At 69.9% G+C, this 17,200-nt stretch carries 18 protein-coding genes; 9 read left to right on the top strand and 9 right to left on the bottom strand.

Features of this window, described 5'->3' with window-relative positions; translation table 11 throughout:
* Positions 1-48 precede the first annotated feature (48 nt).
* Complete coding sequence (locus NL112_RS16150; protein ID WP_255149878.1) at positions 49-810, top strand: HpcH/HpaI aldolase family protein; 762 nt, start codon at positions 49-51, stop codon at positions 808-810.
* Here NL112_RS16150 and NL112_RS16145 read toward each other — a convergent pair whose 3' ends face one another.
* Complete coding sequence (locus tag NL112_RS16145) at positions 811-1,302, bottom strand: hypothetical protein (RefSeq protein ID WP_255149877.1); 492 nt, start codon at positions 1,300-1,302, stop codon at positions 811-813.
* A gap of 42 nt (positions 1,303-1,344) precedes the next feature.
* Positions 1,345-3,039, bottom strand: coding sequence for a thiamine pyrophosphate-binding protein (locus tag NL112_RS16140; RefSeq protein WP_255149876.1), 1,695 nt, complete (start codon positions 3,037-3,039; stop codon positions 1,345-1,347).
* Positions 3,040-3,145: 106 nt separating this feature from the next.
* Here NL112_RS16140 and msrA point away from each other — a divergent pair, with 106 nt between their 5' ends.
* Positions 3,146-3,688 (top strand): peptide-methionine (S)-S-oxide reductase MsrA, encoded by a 543-nt coding sequence (msrA, locus tag NL112_RS16135; protein ID WP_255149875.1) that lies wholly within the window; start codon positions 3,146-3,148, stop codon positions 3,686-3,688.
* Positions 3,689-3,749: 61 nt separating this feature from the next.
* A complete protein-coding gene (locus NL112_RS16130) occupies positions 3,750-3,902 on the top strand; it encodes a hypothetical protein (RefSeq protein ID WP_255149874.1) in 153 nt (50 codons plus the stop codon).
* A gap of 18 nt (positions 3,903-3,920) precedes the next feature.
* Here the strand turns inward: NL112_RS16130 and NL112_RS16125 are convergent, their stop codons facing one another.
* From NL112_RS16125 to NL112_RS16115, 3 genes are read right to left on the bottom strand one after another with little or no spacing between them, the layout of a single operon-like run.
* On the bottom strand, positions 3,921-5,687 hold the full coding sequence (locus NL112_RS16125; RefSeq protein WP_255149873.1) for a b(o/a)3-type cytochrome-c oxidase subunit 1: 1,767 nt from the start codon (positions 5,685-5,687) through the stop codon (positions 3,921-3,923).
* Entirely contained in the window at positions 5,687-6,208 is a 522-nt protein-coding gene (locus tag NL112_RS16120; protein WP_255149872.1) for a cytochrome c oxidase subunit II, read from the bottom strand. Before NL112_RS16120 ends, NL112_RS16125 begins: the two co-directional genes overlap by 1 nt.
* A gap of 6 nt (positions 6,209-6,214) precedes the next feature.
* Positions 6,215-7,477, bottom strand: a complete 1,263-nt coding sequence (locus tag NL112_RS16115) for a halocyanin domain-containing protein (protein WP_255149871.1) — start codon at positions 7,475-7,477, stop codon at positions 6,215-6,217.
* 185 nt (positions 7,478-7,662) lie between these two features.
* Between NL112_RS16115 and NL112_RS16110 the strand changes: the two genes are divergently transcribed.
* The 4 genes from NL112_RS16110 to NL112_RS16095 are packed head-to-tail and all read left to right on the top strand — an operon-like array spanning position 7,663 to position 11,714.
* Positions 7,663-7,848 carry a DUF8131 family protein gene (locus NL112_RS16110; RefSeq protein WP_255149870.1) on the top strand — a complete coding sequence of 62 codons (186 nt, stop codon included), beginning with the start codon at positions 7,663-7,665 and terminating at the stop codon, positions 7,846-7,848.
* A 1-nt stretch (position 7,849) separates the two neighbouring features.
* Positions 7,850-8,608, top strand: a complete 759-nt coding sequence (locus tag NL112_RS16105; RefSeq protein ID WP_255149869.1) for a sulfite exporter TauE/SafE family protein — start codon at positions 7,850-7,852, stop codon at positions 8,606-8,608.
* A complete protein-coding gene (locus tag NL112_RS16100; protein ID WP_255149868.1) occupies positions 8,605-11,025 on the top strand; it encodes a heavy metal translocating P-type ATPase in 2,421 nt (806 codons plus the stop codon). The genes NL112_RS16105 and NL112_RS16100 overlap by 4 nt, the downstream gene beginning before the upstream one ends.
* Entirely contained in the window at positions 11,022-11,714 is a 693-nt protein-coding gene (locus NL112_RS16095; protein ID WP_255149867.1) for a DUF7546 family protein, read from the top strand. Before NL112_RS16100 ends, NL112_RS16095 begins: the two co-directional genes overlap by 4 nt.
* Positions 11,715-11,750: 36 nt before the next feature.
* Here NL112_RS16095 and NL112_RS16090 read toward each other — a convergent pair whose 3' ends face one another.
* Genes NL112_RS16090 through NL112_RS16080 form a run of 3 tightly spaced genes read right to left on the bottom strand, consistent with a single transcriptional unit; the run spans position 11,751 to position 14,022 of the window.
* Positions 11,751-12,179 (bottom strand): universal stress protein, encoded by a 429-nt coding sequence (locus NL112_RS16090; RefSeq protein WP_255149866.1) that lies wholly within the window; start codon positions 12,177-12,179, stop codon positions 11,751-11,753.
* A gap of 31 nt (positions 12,180-12,210) precedes the next feature.
* Positions 12,211-13,212, bottom strand: coding sequence for a TIGR04024 family LLM class F420-dependent oxidoreductase (locus NL112_RS16085; RefSeq protein ID WP_255149865.1), 1,002 nt, complete (start codon positions 13,210-13,212; stop codon positions 12,211-12,213).
* 24 nt (positions 13,213-13,236) lie between these two features.
* Positions 13,237-14,022 carry an SDR family NAD(P)-dependent oxidoreductase gene (locus NL112_RS16080; RefSeq protein WP_255149864.1) on the bottom strand — a complete coding sequence of 262 codons (786 nt, stop codon included), beginning with the start codon at positions 14,020-14,022 and terminating at the stop codon, positions 13,237-13,239.
* Between the two features lie 154 nt (positions 14,023-14,176).
* Here NL112_RS16080 and NL112_RS16075 point away from each other — a divergent pair, with 154 nt between their 5' ends.
* Together NL112_RS16075 and NL112_RS16070 are read left to right on the top strand one after the other, a co-directional pair.
* On the top strand, positions 14,177-15,160 hold the full coding sequence (locus NL112_RS16075) for an MBL fold metallo-hydrolase (protein ID WP_255149863.1): 984 nt from the start codon (positions 14,177-14,179) through the stop codon (positions 15,158-15,160).
* Positions 15,157-15,849, top strand: a complete 693-nt coding sequence (locus NL112_RS16070; RefSeq protein WP_255149862.1) for an HAD family hydrolase — start codon at positions 15,157-15,159, stop codon at positions 15,847-15,849. Before NL112_RS16075 ends, NL112_RS16070 begins: the two co-directional genes overlap by 4 nt.
* On the opposite strand, the gene NL112_RS16065 is transcribed toward NL112_RS16070, so the two are convergent.
* Positions 15,834-17,093, bottom strand: coding sequence for a GAF domain-containing protein (locus tag NL112_RS16065; RefSeq protein WP_255149861.1), 1,260 nt, complete (start codon positions 17,091-17,093; stop codon positions 15,834-15,836). The two genes, NL112_RS16070 and NL112_RS16065, sit on opposite strands and share 16 nt — an antisense overlap.
* Positions 17,094-17,200: the final 107 nt, after the last annotated feature.

Below are 17,200 nucleotides of genomic sequence, written 5' to 3'. Positions count from 1 at the left end.
ACGGACGCTCGACCGCGGCTTTTTCTCCCCCGCGCTCGCGTTTCGGATATGTTCCACGAGAGACTCCGAGCGGGCGACCCGCTCGTCGGCGGGTGGGTGTCGCTGTCCGACCCCGCCGTCGCCGAGGTCGCCGCGCCCGAGTTCGACTTCCTGATGCTCGACACCGAACATGCGCCCAACGGCACGGAGACGATAGCGAACCAGGTGCGGGCCGTCGAGGCGGCACCGGGCGAGGCCGTACCGCTCGCCCGCGCGCTCGACAACGACGTGGGCGCCATCAAGCGTCTGCTCGACCTGGGCGTGGCGGGCGTGATGGTGCCGATGGTCGAGAGCGCCGCCGAGGCTCGCGAGGCGGCCCGGGCCGCGAACTACCCGCCCGAGGGCGACCGTGGCGTCGCCGCCGCCCGAGCGTCGGACTACGGCCGTGACCTCGACGGCTACTTCGAGACGGCCAACGAACGGACGGTGCTTCTCGTCCAGATAGAGACCGAGGCCGGACTCGAGAACGTCGAAGAGATAGCCGCCGTCGATGGAGTGGACGCGCTGTTCGTCGGTCCGGCGGACCTCTCGGCGAACCTCGGCTGTTTCCGGCAGTTCGACGACGAGCGGTTCGCCGAGGCAGTGGACCGAATCCTCGCGGCCGGTGCGGCGGCCGACACGCCCGTCGGGACGCTCGGCGGCACGCCCGAGGCTCTCGAGCGGTTCGGGTCGATGGGGTTCGACTACCTCATCGCCGGCGTCGACTTCCTGCATCTCCAGCGGGGGAACCGCGAGGTGCGGGACGCCGCGGACGACCAGTTGGAGGACTGACTACTCGCCGTTGGGTACGTCCGTTCCGGTCGGTTCGCCGTCGCCGTCCAGCCGACGGGTGGCGTCGCCGTCGACGTGGTAGGTGAACGTCTGTGAGCCCCAGTCCGCGTGGAGGACGGTCGGCGAGGCGGTTCCGTCGGCGTCGCCGCCGGTGTTCGAGTAGCCGTAACAGGTGACGGTCGCGGCGTAGCCGCTCGCTCGCTGTTCGACGGAATCCACCTCGCACTCGACGTGGACCTCGCTGTGTTCGCTGTAATGTAGCGAGTTGTAGGCGTACCGGTACTCGAACGTCTTGACGTACTCGCCGACGGACGACTCGTTCAGCGTCTCGGGGCGGTCGGGTCGCTCCTTCGGGCCGTCGGGCAATTCGGTCGTGCCGCCGGGGAACGTCGTCGCCGTGGGCTGGTCGGCAGACCCGACGGGGCCGCCGACGCACCCGGCCGTCAGGAGGGCGACGCTCAGGAGGGCGGGGAGAGCGATGCGGGGAGGCATCGACCGGCGGTTTCTCCGGGCCGGTAAAGTGCTTTCTGTCGGTCAGTCGTGGACGAGCACGTCCAGCACGTCAGGGCCCGAGGCGTCGATGGCCTCCTCGAGTGTCTCGGCGATGTCGTCGGGCGTCTCGACGAGGTGGCCGCGTGCCCCGTGGCTCTCGGCGTTCGCGGGGATGTCGACGTGCGGGTCGAAGTCCATGCCGACGAACTCGTGGTCCTCGTCCGTTCCCCCGAGCATCGTGTTCGTGTTGTCCTTCAGGATGCGGTAGTTGCGGTTGTCCGGGACGACCACCGTGAGGTCCACGTCGTAGCGGGCCGCCGAGTAGAGCGTGTTCGGGTAGTAGAGATAGGAGCCGTCGCCCACGTACCCCACCACGTCGCGGGGGTCGTCCGTCTGGGACTCGGCGATGGCCGCGCCGACGCTGGCGGGCAGACCGTAGCCGAGGCCGCCGCCTTTGTTGGAGACGTACTGTTCGGCCTCGAGGTCGAACCGGGTGAGGAACGCGAACTTCGAGGTGACGCCCTCGTCGACGACGTACGCGTCGGGACACACCTCGCTCATCGTGTCGACGAGTTCGGCCTTCGACGCGCGGGTGTCGCCCTCCGGTTTCTCGTCCTCGCCGAGGTCCTTCATCGTCGAGGCGAGCGACTGCTTCATCGTCGCCACGTACTGGAGCCGTTCCTGTCGCGTCTCCTCGTCCAGTCGGGACTCGACGCGCTCGGCGATGGCGTCCATGATGCGTCCGGGGTCACCCAGCACGGCGGCGTCCGCGGGGTCGTTCTTCCCGAGTTCGTGGGCGTCTTGCGAGACGTGGATGGTGGTCGCGTCCTCGGGGACGATGGGGTTCTCGTGGCGGAGCAGAGTCGTGTTCGTGGAGGTGCCGACGAACGCCAGCGTGTCGGTGTTCATCAGCATCGACGCGATACCCTCGTCCGGGCCGATGAACGATATCCACTGGTCGTGGGTCGTCGGGTAGTTCACCTCGCAGGCGAGTATCTCGCCGTGGACGCGCGCCCCCGTCGCCTCCGCCAGTCGGACCGCGGCGTCGACGGCCTCCTGTCCGGCCCGCGCGACGTGGTCGCCCAGCACGAGCACTGGGTTGTCGGCCTCGACGAGGTGGTCAGCGGCGGCGTCTATCTGTGCGGGGTCGCCGCCGCCCGCGTCCGGGATGGGACCGAGCCGCTGGGGGTCGGCGTCCGTCTCCTCGAGCATCACGTCGACCGGGAGGCCGAGGAACACCGGGCCGGTCGGCGGCGTCAGCGCGGTGCGGAACGCCCGACGGAGGAGCATCGGGAGCGCGTCGATGTGGGTGACTTCGGCGCTGTCTTTGCAGAACTGGTCGACCATCCGTTCGAGGTCACCCGTCAACAGCGGTTCCTCGTGGCGGAAGTCGAGTTCGTGGTTCCCCGCCGTAATGACGAGCGGCGCCCCCGCGAACTCCGCGCCGTAGATGTTGCCGAGGCCGTGTGCGAGGCCGGGCGTGATATGGAGGTTGACGACGCCCGCGGGCATCACCGACGCGTCGTGATGCGAGTGGTAGCGGCGGGTCTGGGCGTAGCCGGCGGCCATCCCGACGGCGATGTCTTCCTGGAGGGCGAGCACGTACTCCAACTCGGAGCGAGAGAGCGCGTCCATCACCGGAAGTTCGGTCGTGCCGGGGTTGCCGAACACGTGGCTGACGCCGTACTGTTCGAGCGCGTCGACGAACAGCTCCGCGCCCGTGTAGCTGTCGCTCATGCCCCTCCCTGCCGTCGGGACCGGCATATAGTTGCCCCCCGTCGTCGGGGGCCGTTTTTGTACCGCGGCCGGAGAGTAAAAACGGCTCCGCGCCGTACCAGTGGGTATGACCGAGACGGCGACGTTCGGCGGCGGCTGTTTCTGGTGTACGGAGGCGGCGATGAAGGAACTCGACGGCGTCGAAAGCGTCACCTCCGGCTACGCCGGCGGCCACACCGACGACCCCACATACGAGGAAGTCTGTTCGGGGTCGACTGGCCACGCCGAGGTGGTCCAGGTCGAGTACGACCCCGCGAAAATCAGCTACGAGCGCCTGCTGGAGGTGTTCTTCGTCGTCCACGACCCGACGACGCTGAACCGGCAGGGACCGGACGTGGGCACCCAGTACCGCTCCATCGTACTGTACCACGACGACGACCAGAAGGCGGCCGTCGAGCGATTCATCGCCGGCCTCGAAGACGAGGGCGTCTACGACGACGATATCGTCACGGAGGTCGAACCGCTCGAGCGGTTCTACGAGGCCGAGGCGTACCACCAGGACTACTACGAGAACAACCCCGGCGACGCCTACTGCCAGTTCAACGCCGACCCGAAGATACGGAAGGTGCGCGAGAAGTTCGCCGACAGCGTGGCCACGGGCGACGACTGACCGTTCCCACCAGCTGAAACACGGAGCCGCTTTTTAAGTCGCTCGCCGGCTACCGACGGGTATGGACCAGGCAGTCGACGGAGAGTCGGAGTCGAGCGGTCGGACGAACCCCCGGGCGGGTGGGTTCCCGTGGTACGTGAAGGTCGCACTCGCCGTCGTGATTCTCGTCATCCTGTTCGTCATCGGCATCGACCTGCTGGAGTTCGTGTCGTAGAAGAACGGCCGGGGGGTCTCAGGGGAACAGCCACGCCGGCACCGGGCCGCTCCCGGGCGCGAACAGGCCGTCCGCGGCGAACCCGACCAGCGGGAGCGCGTACGCAAGCAGGACGAGCAGGACGGCGAGAGCCGTCCACAGCCGGAGATTGTCGAGCACGCGCGGGCTCTCCTCGGGGGCGGTCATCGGCTCGGGAATCTCACCGTTGACGGCCAGCGTGCCACCCTTCGGCCCGAGCCACGTGCGGACCATCACGGCGAGGAACATCGCCAGCGCGACGAACAGCAGGACGCCGCCGATGGCGATCTGGGCGCGCATCTCGCCGATGCCGCCGACGCCGCCCGCGAACTCGGCGCCAGGGGTGTTGGGGTACTGGGGTTCCGCGGTGCGGCGCGGCACACCCAGCAGGCCGGCGCGGTGCATCGCGTTCGACATCAGCACCATCCCCACGAACCAGACGTACGGCATCAGCGTCGCCACCTTCCGCCACTGGAGGCGCTTGCCGGTCACCTGCGGGACGAGCCAGAAGCTTCCGGCCATCACCGTCAGCGCGAACGCGGTGCCGACGGTGAGATGGAAGTGACCGGGCACCCACAGCGTGTTGTGGACGAGGTAGTTGAGGTTCATCCCGGCGTTGACCATCCCCGAGAATCCGGCGGCGGCGAACATCAGGCCCGCGAACGCCATCCCCGAGAACGCGGGGTCGTCCCACGGGAGATTCTTGAGCCACCCGAGGTAGCCGTCGCCGCCGAACTGTCGAGCGCCGTGCTCGATGCTGGCGACGACGGTGAACGCCGTCAACAGCGACGGCAACAGCAGAAACATCGTGTTCGTCATCGCGATGAACTTGAACCCCTTCGGGATGCCGGGGTCGAGATACTGGTGGTGGAAGCCGGTCGGCGTCGACAACAGCAGAAAGAGGACGAACACGATGCGCGCGAGGCCGTCGCTGAACAGCCGACCGCCCGCGAGTTTCGGCAACACCGTGTACCACAGCAGATACGCCGGCAGCAGCCAGAAGTAGACGACCGGGTGGCCGAAGTACCAGAACAGCGTTCGCGTGAGAAGCGGGTCCACCTCCGCGATGAGTCCCAGCGACCACGGGATGAGGAACACCACCACCTCGATGGCGACGCCGACGGTGGCGATGTACCACATCAGCATCGTCGTCAGCACCATGAACGACTGCAGGGGGATGCGCGCGTCGGGGTTGTCGCTTCGCCAGTCGCGGTACGCGAGGAAGTAGTTCGCGCCCGCGAGCCAGGACCCGACGATGATGAGCGCCGCGCCGACGTAGAACGCGGGATGGGCCTGCAATGGCGCGTAGAACGTGAACAGCACGTCCGCGCTCATCGGAATCGAGTCGAACAGGCCACCGACGATGGCGAGTCCCGCCATGAGCGTCCCGACGAGTAGCATCCCGAACCACAGCAGGGTCAACCGGCCGCGGTATATCGACCGGCCGAAGCTCCGGGTCGCGGCCCACGTGAACAGGCCGGCGATGAAGAACGTCGTGAACACCAGCGCCAGCAGGACGCCGTGGCCCGTCAAGATGGTGTAGTAATCCGCCGAGGAGACGAACCCGCGGAAGTAGCTGGTGCGGTGGAGTGCCTGTATCAGGCCGAACAGTCCGCCGACGCCCAGCGCCGCGAACGCGACGACGAAACACCACCGGACGACGCGTGCATCGGACGGATAGCGCTCGACGAACGCGAGGCGGCCCTCGGTGTCGGTCGCGGTCGGTTCCTCGGTACTCCCCGTCTCGGTGTCGGTCGCGTGTGCCATCAGTTCTCGACCTCCGTGCTGTTCGTGCCGTACTCGTCGGCGGGCACGACTTCGATGGTGCCGGCCATCGTGTGGTGGCCGGCGCCGCAGTACTCGTGACAGACGATGCCGTAGGTTCCGGGCTCGTCGAATCGGGTCTTGAACTCGGCGACCTGCCCGGGAATCACCATCGTATTCAGGTTCGTTCCGACGACGGCGAACCCGTGGACGACGTCCGTGCTGGTGACGTGGAACGTGACGTTCGCGTCCGCTGGCACCCGAATCGGCTCCGCCGACCCGGGTTCGAACGCGAACTGGTAGGAGATGACGTACACCGCGTACGCGTCGTCACCGACCTGTCTGACTCCGGGGTTGGAGAACCCGTCGGCGTTCCGGACCTCGGAGGGGTCCAGTTGGCCGCCGCCGTCGTCTATCATCGACACGCCGACGCCCGCCGCACCGTACACGATGGTCGCGATGAACCCGATGATGAGCAGGAGGCTCAACGCGAACCAGCGCTTCTCGAATCTGTGTATCTCCATGCGTAATCACCCCAGCACCGTCGGACCGTTGCCCAGGAACTCGACGAAGTAGACGAACACCCACATGACGACGAGCACGAGGAAGAACGCCGCGATGAGAATCGCCGTTCCCACGGGGTCGTACTCGTCGTGGCCGATTTCGGTCACCGGTTCGGGGGCCGCGGCCTCCGTCGGCGGGCCGGTCGGCTCCGGCCGGCTTTCGAGGCGCTTCTGTCTGTCGCGGTAGAACTCGCCGCCGAGCAACAGCAACGCGCCGAGGCCGCCGACGCTCCAGATGAACCCGAGCAGGACGGCCGAGAACTCGCCGCCGGGCCAGACGAATCCCTCGCCGTCGCCGCCTTCTCCGCCTGCGGGCGCGGGCGTCGAGATTTCCCTGGTCGGCACGTCGTCGCCGACTGCGACGCCGCCTTTCATCCCGAGCGAGAGATGCGGGTCACAGAAGTACTCGTACATACCGCCGGTCTCGAACGTGTGGGAGAACTCGAAGCCGGTGTTCTCGACGGACTCCTCGCCCTCCCAGCCCGCGCCGTCCGGCTGGGACTCGACGACCACGTTGTGCGAGTCGGAGGTCCAGGTGAACCGGACGGTCGTCCCGGGGTCGACCCAGAGGTTCGCCGGTGCGAACGCGAACGTCCCGCCGTTGCCGTCCGCGCCGACCTCGACCTGCACCTCGGACTGTCCGCGCGCGTCCATGAACCCGCCGTCGACCTGCTCGCCGTCCTGGGTGAGCCAGTCGCCGAAGTCCGGCCGGACGTTGCCACCGCCCCCGCCGCCGCCGCTCTCGCCGACCTCGGCGTCGCCGACGACGACGGCACCTTTCATCCCGAGCGAGAGATGTGGCTCGCAGTAGTACGTGTAGACGCCCTCCGTCTCGAACGTGTGGGAGAACTCGAAGCCGGTGTTCTCGACGGACTCCTGGCCGGCCCAGCCGGCACCCTCGGGCTGGGACTCGACGACCACGTTGTGGGTGTCCGAGACCCACGAGAACGTCACGGTCGTCCCGGGGTCGACCCGCATCGCCGTCGGGGCGAACGCGTACGGACCACCGTTGCCCTGTGCGCCGACCTCGACGGTCACCTCCGACTGGCCGGTCCGGTCGACGGTGCCGTCGTACGTCTCCGTCGCGCCGCCGGTGCTGTCGGTGAACCAGCCGCCGTACGGCGCGTCCTGTGCCCCAGCGACGCCGGCTCCCGCCGCGACGGCGGCCGTTCCGGTCGCGGCCAGAAGCGTGCGACGCGTTACGTGAGGTGTTCCGTCATCTGATATCATTCCACACCACCGTTCAGCCCGACGGTATTACACGATGGGTGATAAATTCGATTGACGTTTCTTCCAGTTGGCACCCGTCCCATATCGGGTGGTTGTGGATGTAGGGGCGAAGAACCGGGGGGACGGTTCCGAACTCGTGGGACCTACCCACACGATTAATACCAACCTCATCCAACCTCCCCGACATGGTTTCGCTCCGACTCGTCGCTCCGGCCATCGCGCTCGCGGCGCTGGTCACCGGTGCGGTGTTCCTGCTCTCCCGGGGGCAGGCTATCGTCGCGCTGTCGTTCGTGAGCGTCGTCGTCATCGCGGCGTCGCTGTATCTGATGCTCGCGCCCGGCGAGCAACCGAGCCACGACGCCGTCGAGTGAGATGGACGCCGGCCTCGGGACACCGCTCGCGGACCCGGGTGTCGCGGTGCTGTTCCTGCTCGGCGTCCTCGGCGGGGCGCACTGTCTCGGAATGTGCGGCCCGCTGGTGAGCGTGTACGCCGACCGACTCGGCGACGACCGTGGCGTGACGTTCCACGAACTCCGCCAGCACGGCCTGTTCAACGCCGGCCGAACTATCGGCTACGCCGCCGTCGGCGCGCTGTTGGGTGCCGTCGGGAGCGCGGTGTTCGGCGTCGCGACCCTCGCGCCGGCCGGCGACTGGCTCCGGGCGGGCGTCGGCCTGCTCGTCGGGACGGTCATCGTCGCCGTCGGGGTCGGCTACCTGCTCCGCGGCGCGGGCGGCGGCCACGTCTCCGTGCCGCTGGTCGGGGGGGTCGCCGGGCGACTCGTCGGCGCTCTGACGGCCCGTATCGACGGCTGGGTCGAAGGACCACGCATCGCCGCACTCGGCACCGTCCACGCGCTGTTGCCGTGCCCGATTCTCTACCCCGCGTACCTGTACGCGTTCTCCACGGGGTCGGCCGTCGAGGGGGGCATCGCGCTGGGTGCGCTCGGCCTCGGAACGTTCCCGACGCTGTTCGCGTACGGCGCGGCGCTGGGGTCGCTCGGTGCCGCAACCCGGGCACGGCTCCACCGCGCGCTCGGCGCGGCGTTCGTCCTGCTGGGGTCGGTGCCGCTGGCGAAGGCGCTGGGACTGCTCGGCTACGACGTTCCTCACGTACCCCTTCCGATGCCATGACCCGGACCGACGACGGCTGTTCACTCTGCTCGCTTCCCACGCCCGACCCCCCGGTGACGGGCGAGGAAACCGACGGCGCCTACTGCTGTCGCGGCTGTCTCGAGGTCGCTCGGACGCTCGGCCCCGAAGCGGACGGGGAGGGCCGCGAGACGCTCGAGACGGGCGCGGACCCCGACGACGCCGACGGCGAGACCGCGTACCTCGCGGTCGACGGGATGCACTGTTCGACCTGCGAAGCGTTCCTCGAATCGCGGGCGACGGACCACGCGGGGGTCGAGGCGGCGGCCGCCAGCTACGCGACCGGGCTCGTCCGGCTCGTGTACGACCCCGAACGGCTCGACGCCGACGCGCTCCCGGGGGTGCTGTCCGGCACCGGCTACCGCGCCCGGGCCGCCGCCGCCGACCCCGCGGACGACGAGTCGCTGGGACGCCTCCTCGTCGGCCTGTTCTTCGGGATGATGACGATGCTGTGGTACGTATTGTTTCTCTATCCCGCGTATCTCGGCCTGCCACCCTCGTTGCGGTTGTTCGCGCTCGAGGGGACCGCCGGCGGCTACCTGCTGTGGAACGTGGCGGCGTTCGCGGGCGTGGTCCTCGCGTACACCGGCTACCCCCTGCTCCGCGGGGCGTACGTCAGCCTCCGGGCCGGGCGGCCGAACATGGACCTGCTCGTCGCGCTCGCGGCGACCACGGCGTTCGTCTACTCGACGGCTGTCCTGGTGACCGGCGGCACCGAGGTGTACTACGACGTCTCCGTCGCGGTCGTGCTGGTCGTCACCGTCGGCAACCACTACGAGGGGCGGGTCCGCGAGCGGGCGACCGGCCGCCTGACCGACCTGACGGAGGAGCGGGCCGACCGCGCCCGCCGGCGAACGGGCGAGGGGACCGAGCAGGTCTCGGTCGACGACCTGACGGCGGGCGACGAACTCGTCGTCAGGTCGGGCGAGCGGGTTCCGACCGACGGAACGGTCGTCGAGGGGACGGCGGGCGTCGACCGGTCGCTCGTCACCGGCGAGTCCCGGCCGGTCCGCCGCACCGAGGGCGACGAGGTGGTCGGCGGCGCGCTCGTCACGGACGGCGGGCTCGTGGTCGCCGTCGACGACGGCGCGGAGAGCACGCTCGACCGCCTCGTCTCCTTGCTGTGGGAGGTGCAGGCGACCCGACCGGGTGCCCAGCGTCTCGCCGACCGCCTCGCCGCGGTGTTCGTCCCGCTGGTGGTCGCGCTGGCCGTCGCCACGTTCGGCGTCCACCTGTGGCTGGGTGCGTCCCCAACCGGGGCGGTGCTCACGGCGCTCGCCGTCCTGGTGGTGTCGTGCCCCTGTGCGCTGGGGCTGGCGACGCCGCTCGCGGTGGCGGCGGGCGTCCGCGAGTCGCTCGCCCGCGGGGTCGTCGTCGCGGACGGGAGCGTGTTCGAGCGTGCCCCCGACGTCGACGTGGTGGCGCTCGACAAGACGGGGACGCTGACGACCGGCAAGATGCAGGTCCACGAGGTAACGACTGTCGGCCCGGACCGCGCGACCCTGCTGTCGCGGGCCGCCGCCGTCGAGCAGTTCGCGGAGCATCCGGTCGCGGGGGCCGTCGTTGACGCGGCGCCCGCGACCACGGCGTCGGTGGAGGAGTTCGAGACGCACCCCGGTCGGGGCGTCAGCGCCAGCGTCGACGGCGACCAGGTCGTGGTCGGGAGTTCCACACTGTTCGAGGCTCGCGACTGGGAGGTGCCGGCGTCGCTGGCCTCCCGCGCCGTCAACGCTACCGAGTCGGGCCGCGTTCCGGCGCTGGTCGGGTGGGACGGTCGCGCCCGCGGCGTCGTCGTCGCTGGCGACGAGCCGCGACCGGGCTGGCGGGCCGTCGTCTCGCGACTGGCGACCGACCGCCGCGTCGTCGTCCTCAGCGGCGACAGCGAGGCGGCCACGGGTGCGTTCCTCGCCCACCCCGACGTGGACGAGGCGTTCGCGGGCGTGCCGCCGGAGGCGAAGGCTCAGGTGATACGGCGACTTGGGCGCGACGACCGGGTGGCGATGGTCGGCGACGGGAGCAACGACGCGCCCGCACTGGCGACGGCCGACCTCGGCATCGCGCTCGAATCGGGGACTCGGCTCGCGGCCGACGCCGCCGACGTCGTGGTGACGGGCGGCGACCTGCGAGCGGTCCCGACGGTGTTCTCGCTCACCGCCGCGACCCGACGCCGCGTCCGCGAGAACCTGGGGTGGGCGTTCCTCTACAACGCCGTCGCCGTGCCGCTCGCGGTCGGCGGACTCATCAACCCGCTGTTCGCGGCCGTCGCCATGGCGACCAGTAGCCTGCTGGTGGTGGGTAACTCCGCGCGCTCGGTGGCCGACGACGCGGCGACCGAGTCCGAGGAGACGACCCCCGACCCGCCGAGTACGGCCGCCGAGGCCGGAGGTGTTCCGCAGTGACTGCCGGCCGTCTCGCCGACCGGGTGCGGCCGGTCGCCGTGCTCGCGGTCGTAGCCGTCGTCGCCGTCGAGTTGTTCGCGCTGTGGCTCTACCTCCGGGCCGGCGACGTGGCCGTGACCGAGCCGCGATACCTGTTGTACCCGCTGGTGTGGGTCAACGCCGGCGTCGCGGCGGTGGCACTCACGCGCCCATCGTCACGGTCGCCCCGCGTCAGGCTCCTCGCCGCCTCCGTCGCGGGGCTGTATCTCGTCGGCCTGCTCGTGCTCGACGGCTCCGTGGGACTGGCCGGCGGCGAGGGGGGCCCGCTCCGGGTCGTCCCCCTACCCCCCGGTTGGGGGCCGGCGCTCGTCGGGAGCACCGCGGGCGTCACTGTGACGCTGTTTCCGTTCAAACTCGTCGGCTACGCGGCGCTCTCGTATCTCCTCTACGGCCTCGTGCTCGACGCGGCGCGGGCCGCGCTCGGCGGCGCGCTCGGCGTCGTCTCGTGTGTGGGCTGTGCCGCGCCCGGCATCGGTGGGGTGGTCGCGGCCGTCGCCGGCGGGAGCGCGGGCGCCGGCGTCGCACGCGTCGCTACGTCGCTGGCGTACGACCTCTCGACGGTCGTGTTCCTGGTGACGCTCCTGGTGCTGTACGTCAGGCCGTTCGACGGGACGCTCGTGTTGACACCGCCCGACGTCGAGGAGTCGTAACTGACCACACGCGCCGACCAGCGGGAGGCCCGAGTCTCACTCGTCCTCGGGCGTGATGGTCAACACCGGGATGGTCGTCCCCCGAACGACGCGCTCGGTGGTGCTGCCGACGAGGTAATCGCGGACGCCGCGGCTTCCGCGTGCGCCCACGACCACGAGGTCGTAGCCGCCGCGGTCGGCGTACCCGACGATTGTCGGTGCCGGGTCGCCCTGGACCACGTCGGTGTCGACGGCGACCGCCGTGTCGGCGGCCCGGTCGGCGCAGTCGGCGACGACGCTCTCGCCTTCCTGTTCGAGCGCGTCGACCACCTCGTTGCCGACGACGGTGACGCTGTCGCTCCCTGTGTCGGCGACGTACAGCGCCGTGACCGTCGCGCCGACCGCGGCCGCGAGGTCGACGGCGTGGTCGAACGCGGCGGTTGCCTCCGGGCTCCCGTCCGTCGGGACGAGGATGCGGTCGTACATACCGGAACGTCGGGGTGCGGCCTCTTAGCGTTCAGGGCGCGAGGGCGTCCATCGTCGCCTCCACGTCCTCGATGTCGGCGGCCCGCGGGAACGAGACGGAGACGGCGTCTACCTCGTCCATCGCTTCCCACTCCCGGAGTTGGTCCCGGGCCTGCTCGGGCGTCCCCGCGACCGAGAGCTCATCCAGCAGTTCCTCCTCCCTGAACCGGGCCATCGCGGCCTCGCGCTCGCCGTCCTGCCACTTGTCGTAGATGTCGTGGGCGGCGTCCTCGTACCCCTGTCGCGCCAGCGAGTCGCGGTAGAAGGTGCCCATCCCGCCGAGGTAGAACACGCCGTGCTGGGTGGCGAGTTCCCGCGCCCGGTCGCCGTCCTCCAGCGCACAGCACGTCAGCGACAGCGTCACCTGCAGGTCGTCGACGTCGCGGTCGCCCAACTCGGCGCCCCGCTCGAAGTCCTCGTAGCGGTCGCGCAGGCCGTCCTTCGTCAGCAGTAGCGCGTGCCAGCCGTCCGCGAACCGGCCCGACAGTTCGACTGCCTTCGGGCCCATGCCGGCGGTGTCGACCGGCGGCACCGGGTCGGGCGCGTCACACCGCAGACGGAACCCCGAGACATCGACGTACTCGCCGTCGTACTCCACCTCCTCGCCCGAGAGCACCTGCTTGACCACGTCGACCGTCTCGCGGGTGCGCCTGAGCGGGTTGCCGTAGTCGACGCCGTGCCAGTTCTCGATGACGATGGGGCCCGAGGGGCCGAGCCCGAGCCTGAAGCGGCCGTCGGCGACCTCCTGGAGGGTCGCGGCCGTCTGCCCGATGAGTGCGGGCGACCGCGAGTAGATTGGTATGATGGACGTGCCGAGACCGATGTCGTCGGTCCCGTGGGCGATGCTGGTCATCACGGTGATGGCGTCGCGGCCCCACGTCTCGGGGAGCCACGCGCGCTCGTACCCGAGGGATTCGGCGCGTCGCGCCATCTCGACGAGGGCGTCGACGCTCGGCTGTGCGGCGACCGGCAGAAACGCGTCGCGGTCGGTCATGCGGTGTCCGCGTCCTCCAGCGGCTTAAACCTCCGGCGACTCCTCGATGTCCGGGACGCCCTTCGCCGTGATGGTCTCGCCGACGATGTACGAGGCGGCGTCGCTGGCGAGGAACTGGACGATGTCGGCTATCTCTTCGGAGACGCCCATGCGGCGCTCGACGCTGTCGCGGTCGACCTCCTCGGCGCTGACGCCCATCTGGGAGGCGACGCCGGGCGTGGCGACGAACCCCGGCGCGATGCAGTTGACGCGGATGTCGTGGGGGGCGTACTCGTACGCGAGCGTCGTCGTGAGGTTGACGACGCCCGCCTTCGCGGCGCCGTAGTGGCTCATGTACGGCGAGCCGTCGGTGCCGGCGACGCTGGCGAAGTTGATGATGGTGCCGCCGCCGTCCTGCTCCTGCATGTGTGCGCCCGCCGCCTGCGAGCAGTGAAACGTCCCGGTCAGGTTGATGTCGACGATGGTCTCCCAGCCGTTCTCCGAGATGTCGTCGAAGCCGGCCATGAACGAGGCGCCCGCGTTGTTGACGAGGTGGTCGATGGAGCCGAACTCCTCGACGGTGGCGTCCATCAACGCTTCGACGGCGTCGCGGTCGCGCACGTCGCACTCGACGGCGATGGCCTCGCCGGGCGCGTCGCTTTCCTCGATGCCTGCGACCACATCCTCGATTTTCTCCTCGGACCGCGAGGACACCACCACGTTCGCGCCCTCCTCGGCGAACTGCTCCGCCGTCACCTTCCCGATACCCTGGCTCGACCCGGTGATGACCGCGGTCTCGCCCGCCACGTCGAATCGCTCGTTGGCCGTCATGGTTTACGTTGGAAACCTCTGCTCACGCTTTACGAGCGGTTGTTAATAAACCTGTTCGGCCGTCGACGCCTCCGTGTGAGTCGAAACACGCCCCACTCGACAGCGATTTGCTCGGAAGCGAACGCTTATCCGAGGCGCGGTCGGTTTCCAATTAATGAGCGGCACGCGACTCTCCAGCGTGCGACGTATCGAGTTCGCCGTCGACTGGCCGCCCGGCCACGTCGCCGCGTACCTGCTGGACCTCGACGAGCCGGTGCTCGTCGACGCGGGGATGCGGAGCGACTACGACGGCGGTGACGAGCACCCGGACGACACGCTCGACGCGGCGCTTGCAGAGACCGGCTACGAACTCGCCGACATCGAACATCTGGTCGTCACCCATCCACACGTCGACCACGTCGGGCAGGCACCCCGTATCATCGAAGCGGCTGACCCGACCGTGTACGCGCCGGTCGGCGTCCGCGAGCGGTTCGACAGGGACGTCGACGCGCTGGCCGAGCGGGTGCGGGACAACGCCAGCGCCGCCGGCATTGCGGGCGACCAACTTGACGAGGCAGTCGAGATGGCCGTCGAGTCGCTACGCCGCGACCGGTCGCTTCTACCGCCCGACGCGGTCGACGAGTGGCTCGATTCAGGCCCGGTCGAACTCGGCCCGCTGTCGGCGGAGGCCGTCCACGTTCCCGGCCATCAGGCCGACCACCTCGCCTTCCTGACCGACCTGGACGGCGAGCGCGCCCTTCTGGCCGGCGACATGGCGCTGGAGCCGTTCCGGGCGGTCCTGCTTCACGACGGGCTCGACGACGGCTACGTCGACGCCGTCGACGGCTTCTACGCCGCTCTCGACCGGCTCGCCGACCTCGAGGTGGACCGCGTCTACCCCGGTCACGGCCCCGTCCACGACCAGTTCGACGAGGTGGTCGAGCGGGACCGCGACCGGCTCGACGCCCAACTCGACCGCATCGAAGGAAAGCTCTCGGAGGGGCTCCGGACGGTGCCGGGCGTCGCCATGGCCCTCGCCGGCGACCGGGGCGTTCGCTACATGATTCCGGAGGCAATGAGCGCGCTCGCACATCTCGAACGCACCGGGCGGGCGACCGTCACCGTCGAAGACGGCGTCCGCTACTACGACCCGGCATGAGCTACGACGCCGTCTTCTGGGACATCGGTGGCGTCATCGTGGAGCTCAAGAGCATCCGCGACGGGTACGGCGCGTTCCTCGCGGAACTGTGCGAGCGGTACGACCTGCCGTACGAGCAGACGGTCGAGACCTGGAAGACGACGCTCGGCGACCATTTCAAATCGCGGGACGGAACCCAGTTCCGGAGCGCGCAGGACGGCTACGTGAAGGCGACCGAAGCGGTCTTCGACGGCGACGCGCCCGACGAGTCCGAGTGGTGGCCGCTGTTCGAGCGGGCCAGCGCCGAGGCGATGCGAGCGGAGCCCGGGGCGGTTGAGGCCGTCCGCGAACTCGCCGGCACGGACGTCCACCAGGGGATTGTCTCCGACATCGACGACCGCGAGATGGAGACCATGCTCGGCGCGTTCGACGTGCGGGACTGCTTCGACTCGGTCACGACGAGCGAGACGGTGGGGTACACGAAACCGGACCGCCGGATGTTCGAGCACGCGCTCGACGCGTGGGGTGGGGCGGCCGGCGACGCGCTGATGGTCGGCGACCGGTACGAACACGACGTGGAGGGCGCCGCGACCCTCGGCTTCGACGCCGTCGCCTACGGCGAGGAGGCGTCCGGTCCGTCGGCCGACTACGTCGTCGAGGACCTTCGGCGCGTGCCCGACATCGCTCGCGGCGACTACGACGGCTCGTAGCGGTCCAGTTCCCAACCGGTCCACGCGGCCGCGAACTCGACGAACAGCTCCTGCTCGTCGGTGAACCCGTCGTGGGGCGACGAGCCGGCGAAGCAGAGCGTGCCGTACGGCTCGTCGCCGACCGTCACGGGCGCGCCGACGTACGCGTCGAGGCCGAACGTCTCGTAAGCGGGGTCGGCCGTCCAGCCGTCGGCCACTGCGTCCGGGATGCCGACGACGCCGTCGGCCGCTAGCGTCTTCCGGCAGTACGTCCGTAACAGCGGTGCCGACTCCCCGGGCTGGAGGAGTTCGTGGTCGCCGACCGAATCGAGGACGCTCTGGACCCCGTCGTCGATGGCTGTCACGAAGCCGTACGGGAGTTCGAGCCGGTCGGCCCCCAGCTCCAGTACCTCGTGGAGCCGCTCGGCGAACGGCATCTCCCGCGCGAGGACCAGCCGCTGGAGCTCCTGGAGCGGCGCCTCCTCGCGGACGAACCGCGTCACGTCGGTGAACCGGTCGACCCGGCCGCCGGCGAACGGCCCCGACCCGAGCGACTGGCTCCGGCAGTCGATCCAGCGGCCACCGTCCGTGTGGGTGGAACGGATGAGCAACCGCTCGCCGTCGCTGGCGTCGAGCAACCGCCCGGTTAGCCGCGTGGGGTCCTCGACCGCCGGCGCCAGCCGCTCCCGGACGAGCCGACGGCGACCGCTCCCGACCGCCCGGTCGGCGGGAACGTCGAACAGTTCGGCGACGCCGTCGGTGACGAACTGGACCGTTCCGGTGTCGTCGGAGAGAACGACCCCGACGCCGTTCGCCGACAGGACGTCTTCGACGACGGCCGGGGGCGGCCCCTCGCGTGCGTCACCCGGCGTCTCCTCGAGGACGTCGTCGACCCGACCGGCGACGGCCGAGGCGCGCCCGTCGGCGTCCCGCGAGACGAACGTGGTCGCACCGGCTTCGAGCACTTCGCTTGCAACCTCGCCCGGGGCATCGACCGCGCAGACGACCACCGGCGTCGCGGGCTGGGCCGCAGTCGCGGCGCGCACCACTGCCGGCGCGTCGACGCCCACGCCGTCGTGGTCGACCACGATTGCGTCGTGCCGGGTGGCGTCGAGCCGGGACCGGACGCGGTCGGGGTCGACGAGCGTCTCGACGCGGCGAGCCGGGCGGTCGAGCGCCTCGACGAGCGCCTCGGCGAACGTGCGGTCGGCCGTGACGTGGAGCAGCTGCTCGGGCACCGCGGTGTCGTGAGTCGGATCTGGCATGTGGTCTCTCGGGGGTATCGGTACTGCTGGGGGACGCGGACGGCACCCCCACTCGACGTGTGGAAACGGGTCGCGCAGTCAATAAGTCTCCGGGTTGCGGCTTACCA

This window comes from Halorarius halobius, assembly GCF_024298865.1.
Lineage (GTDB): Archaea > Halobacteriota > Halobacteria > Halobacteriales > Haloarculaceae > Halorarius > Halorarius halobius.
This window is presented reverse-complemented; position numbering and strand designations above follow the sequence as displayed.

Bases quoted from the DNA above. Each gene is read 5' to 3' on its own strand.
- NL112_RS16105 (WP_255149869.1), top strand. From the start codon at position 7,850: ATGGACGCCGGCCTCGGGACACCGCTCGCGGACCCGGGTGTCGCGGTG.
- NL112_RS16090 (WP_255149866.1), bottom strand. From the start codon at position 12,179: ATGTACGACCGCATCCTCGTCCCGACGGACGGGAGCCCGGAGGCAACC.
- NL112_RS16125 (WP_255149873.1), bottom strand. From the start codon at position 5,687: ATGGCACACGCGACCGACACCGAGACGGGGAGTACCGAGGAACCGACC.
- NL112_RS16080 (WP_255149864.1), bottom strand. From the start codon at position 14,022: ATGACGGCCAACGAGCGATTCGACGTGGCGGGCGAGACCGCGGTCATC.
- NL112_RS16065 (WP_255149861.1), bottom strand. From the start codon at position 17,093: ATGCCAGATCCGACTCACGACACCGCGGTGCCCGAGCAGCTGCTCCAC.
- NL112_RS16150 (WP_255149878.1), top strand. From the start codon at position 49: ATGTTCCACGAGAGACTCCGAGCGGGCGACCCGCTCGTCGGCGGGTGG.
- NL112_RS16085 (WP_255149865.1), bottom strand. From the start codon at position 13,212: ATGACCGACCGCGACGCGTTTCTGCCGGTCGCCGCACAGCCGAGCGTC.
- msrA (WP_255149875.1), top strand. From the start codon at position 3,146: ATGACCGAGACGGCGACGTTCGGCGGCGGCTGTTTCTGGTGTACGGAG.
- NL112_RS16075 (WP_255149863.1), top strand. From the start codon at position 14,177: ATGAGCGGCACGCGACTCTCCAGCGTGCGACGTATCGAGTTCGCCGTC.
- NL112_RS16145 (WP_255149877.1), bottom strand. From the start codon at position 1,302: ATGCCTCCCCGCATCGCTCTCCCCGCCCTCCTGAGCGTCGCCCTCCTG.
- NL112_RS16115 (WP_255149871.1), bottom strand. From the start codon at position 7,477: ATGATATCAGATGACGGAACACCTCACGTAACGCGTCGCACGCTTCTG.
- NL112_RS16110 (WP_255149870.1), top strand. From the start codon at position 7,663: ATGGTTTCGCTCCGACTCGTCGCTCCGGCCATCGCGCTCGCGGCGCTG.
- NL112_RS16070 (WP_255149862.1), top strand. From the start codon at position 15,157: ATGAGCTACGACGCCGTCTTCTGGGACATCGGTGGCGTCATCGTGGAG.
- NL112_RS16140 (WP_255149876.1), bottom strand. From the start codon at position 3,039: ATGAGCGACAGCTACACGGGCGCGGAGCTGTTCGTCGACGCGCTCGAA.
- NL112_RS16130 (WP_255149874.1), top strand. From the start codon at position 3,750: ATGGACCAGGCAGTCGACGGAGAGTCGGAGTCGAGCGGTCGGACGAAC.
- NL112_RS16120 (WP_255149872.1), bottom strand. From the start codon at position 6,208: ATGGAGATACACAGATTCGAGAAGCGCTGGTTCGCGTTGAGCCTCCTG.
- NL112_RS16100 (WP_255149868.1), top strand. From the start codon at position 8,605: ATGACCCGGACCGACGACGGCTGTTCACTCTGCTCGCTTCCCACGCCC.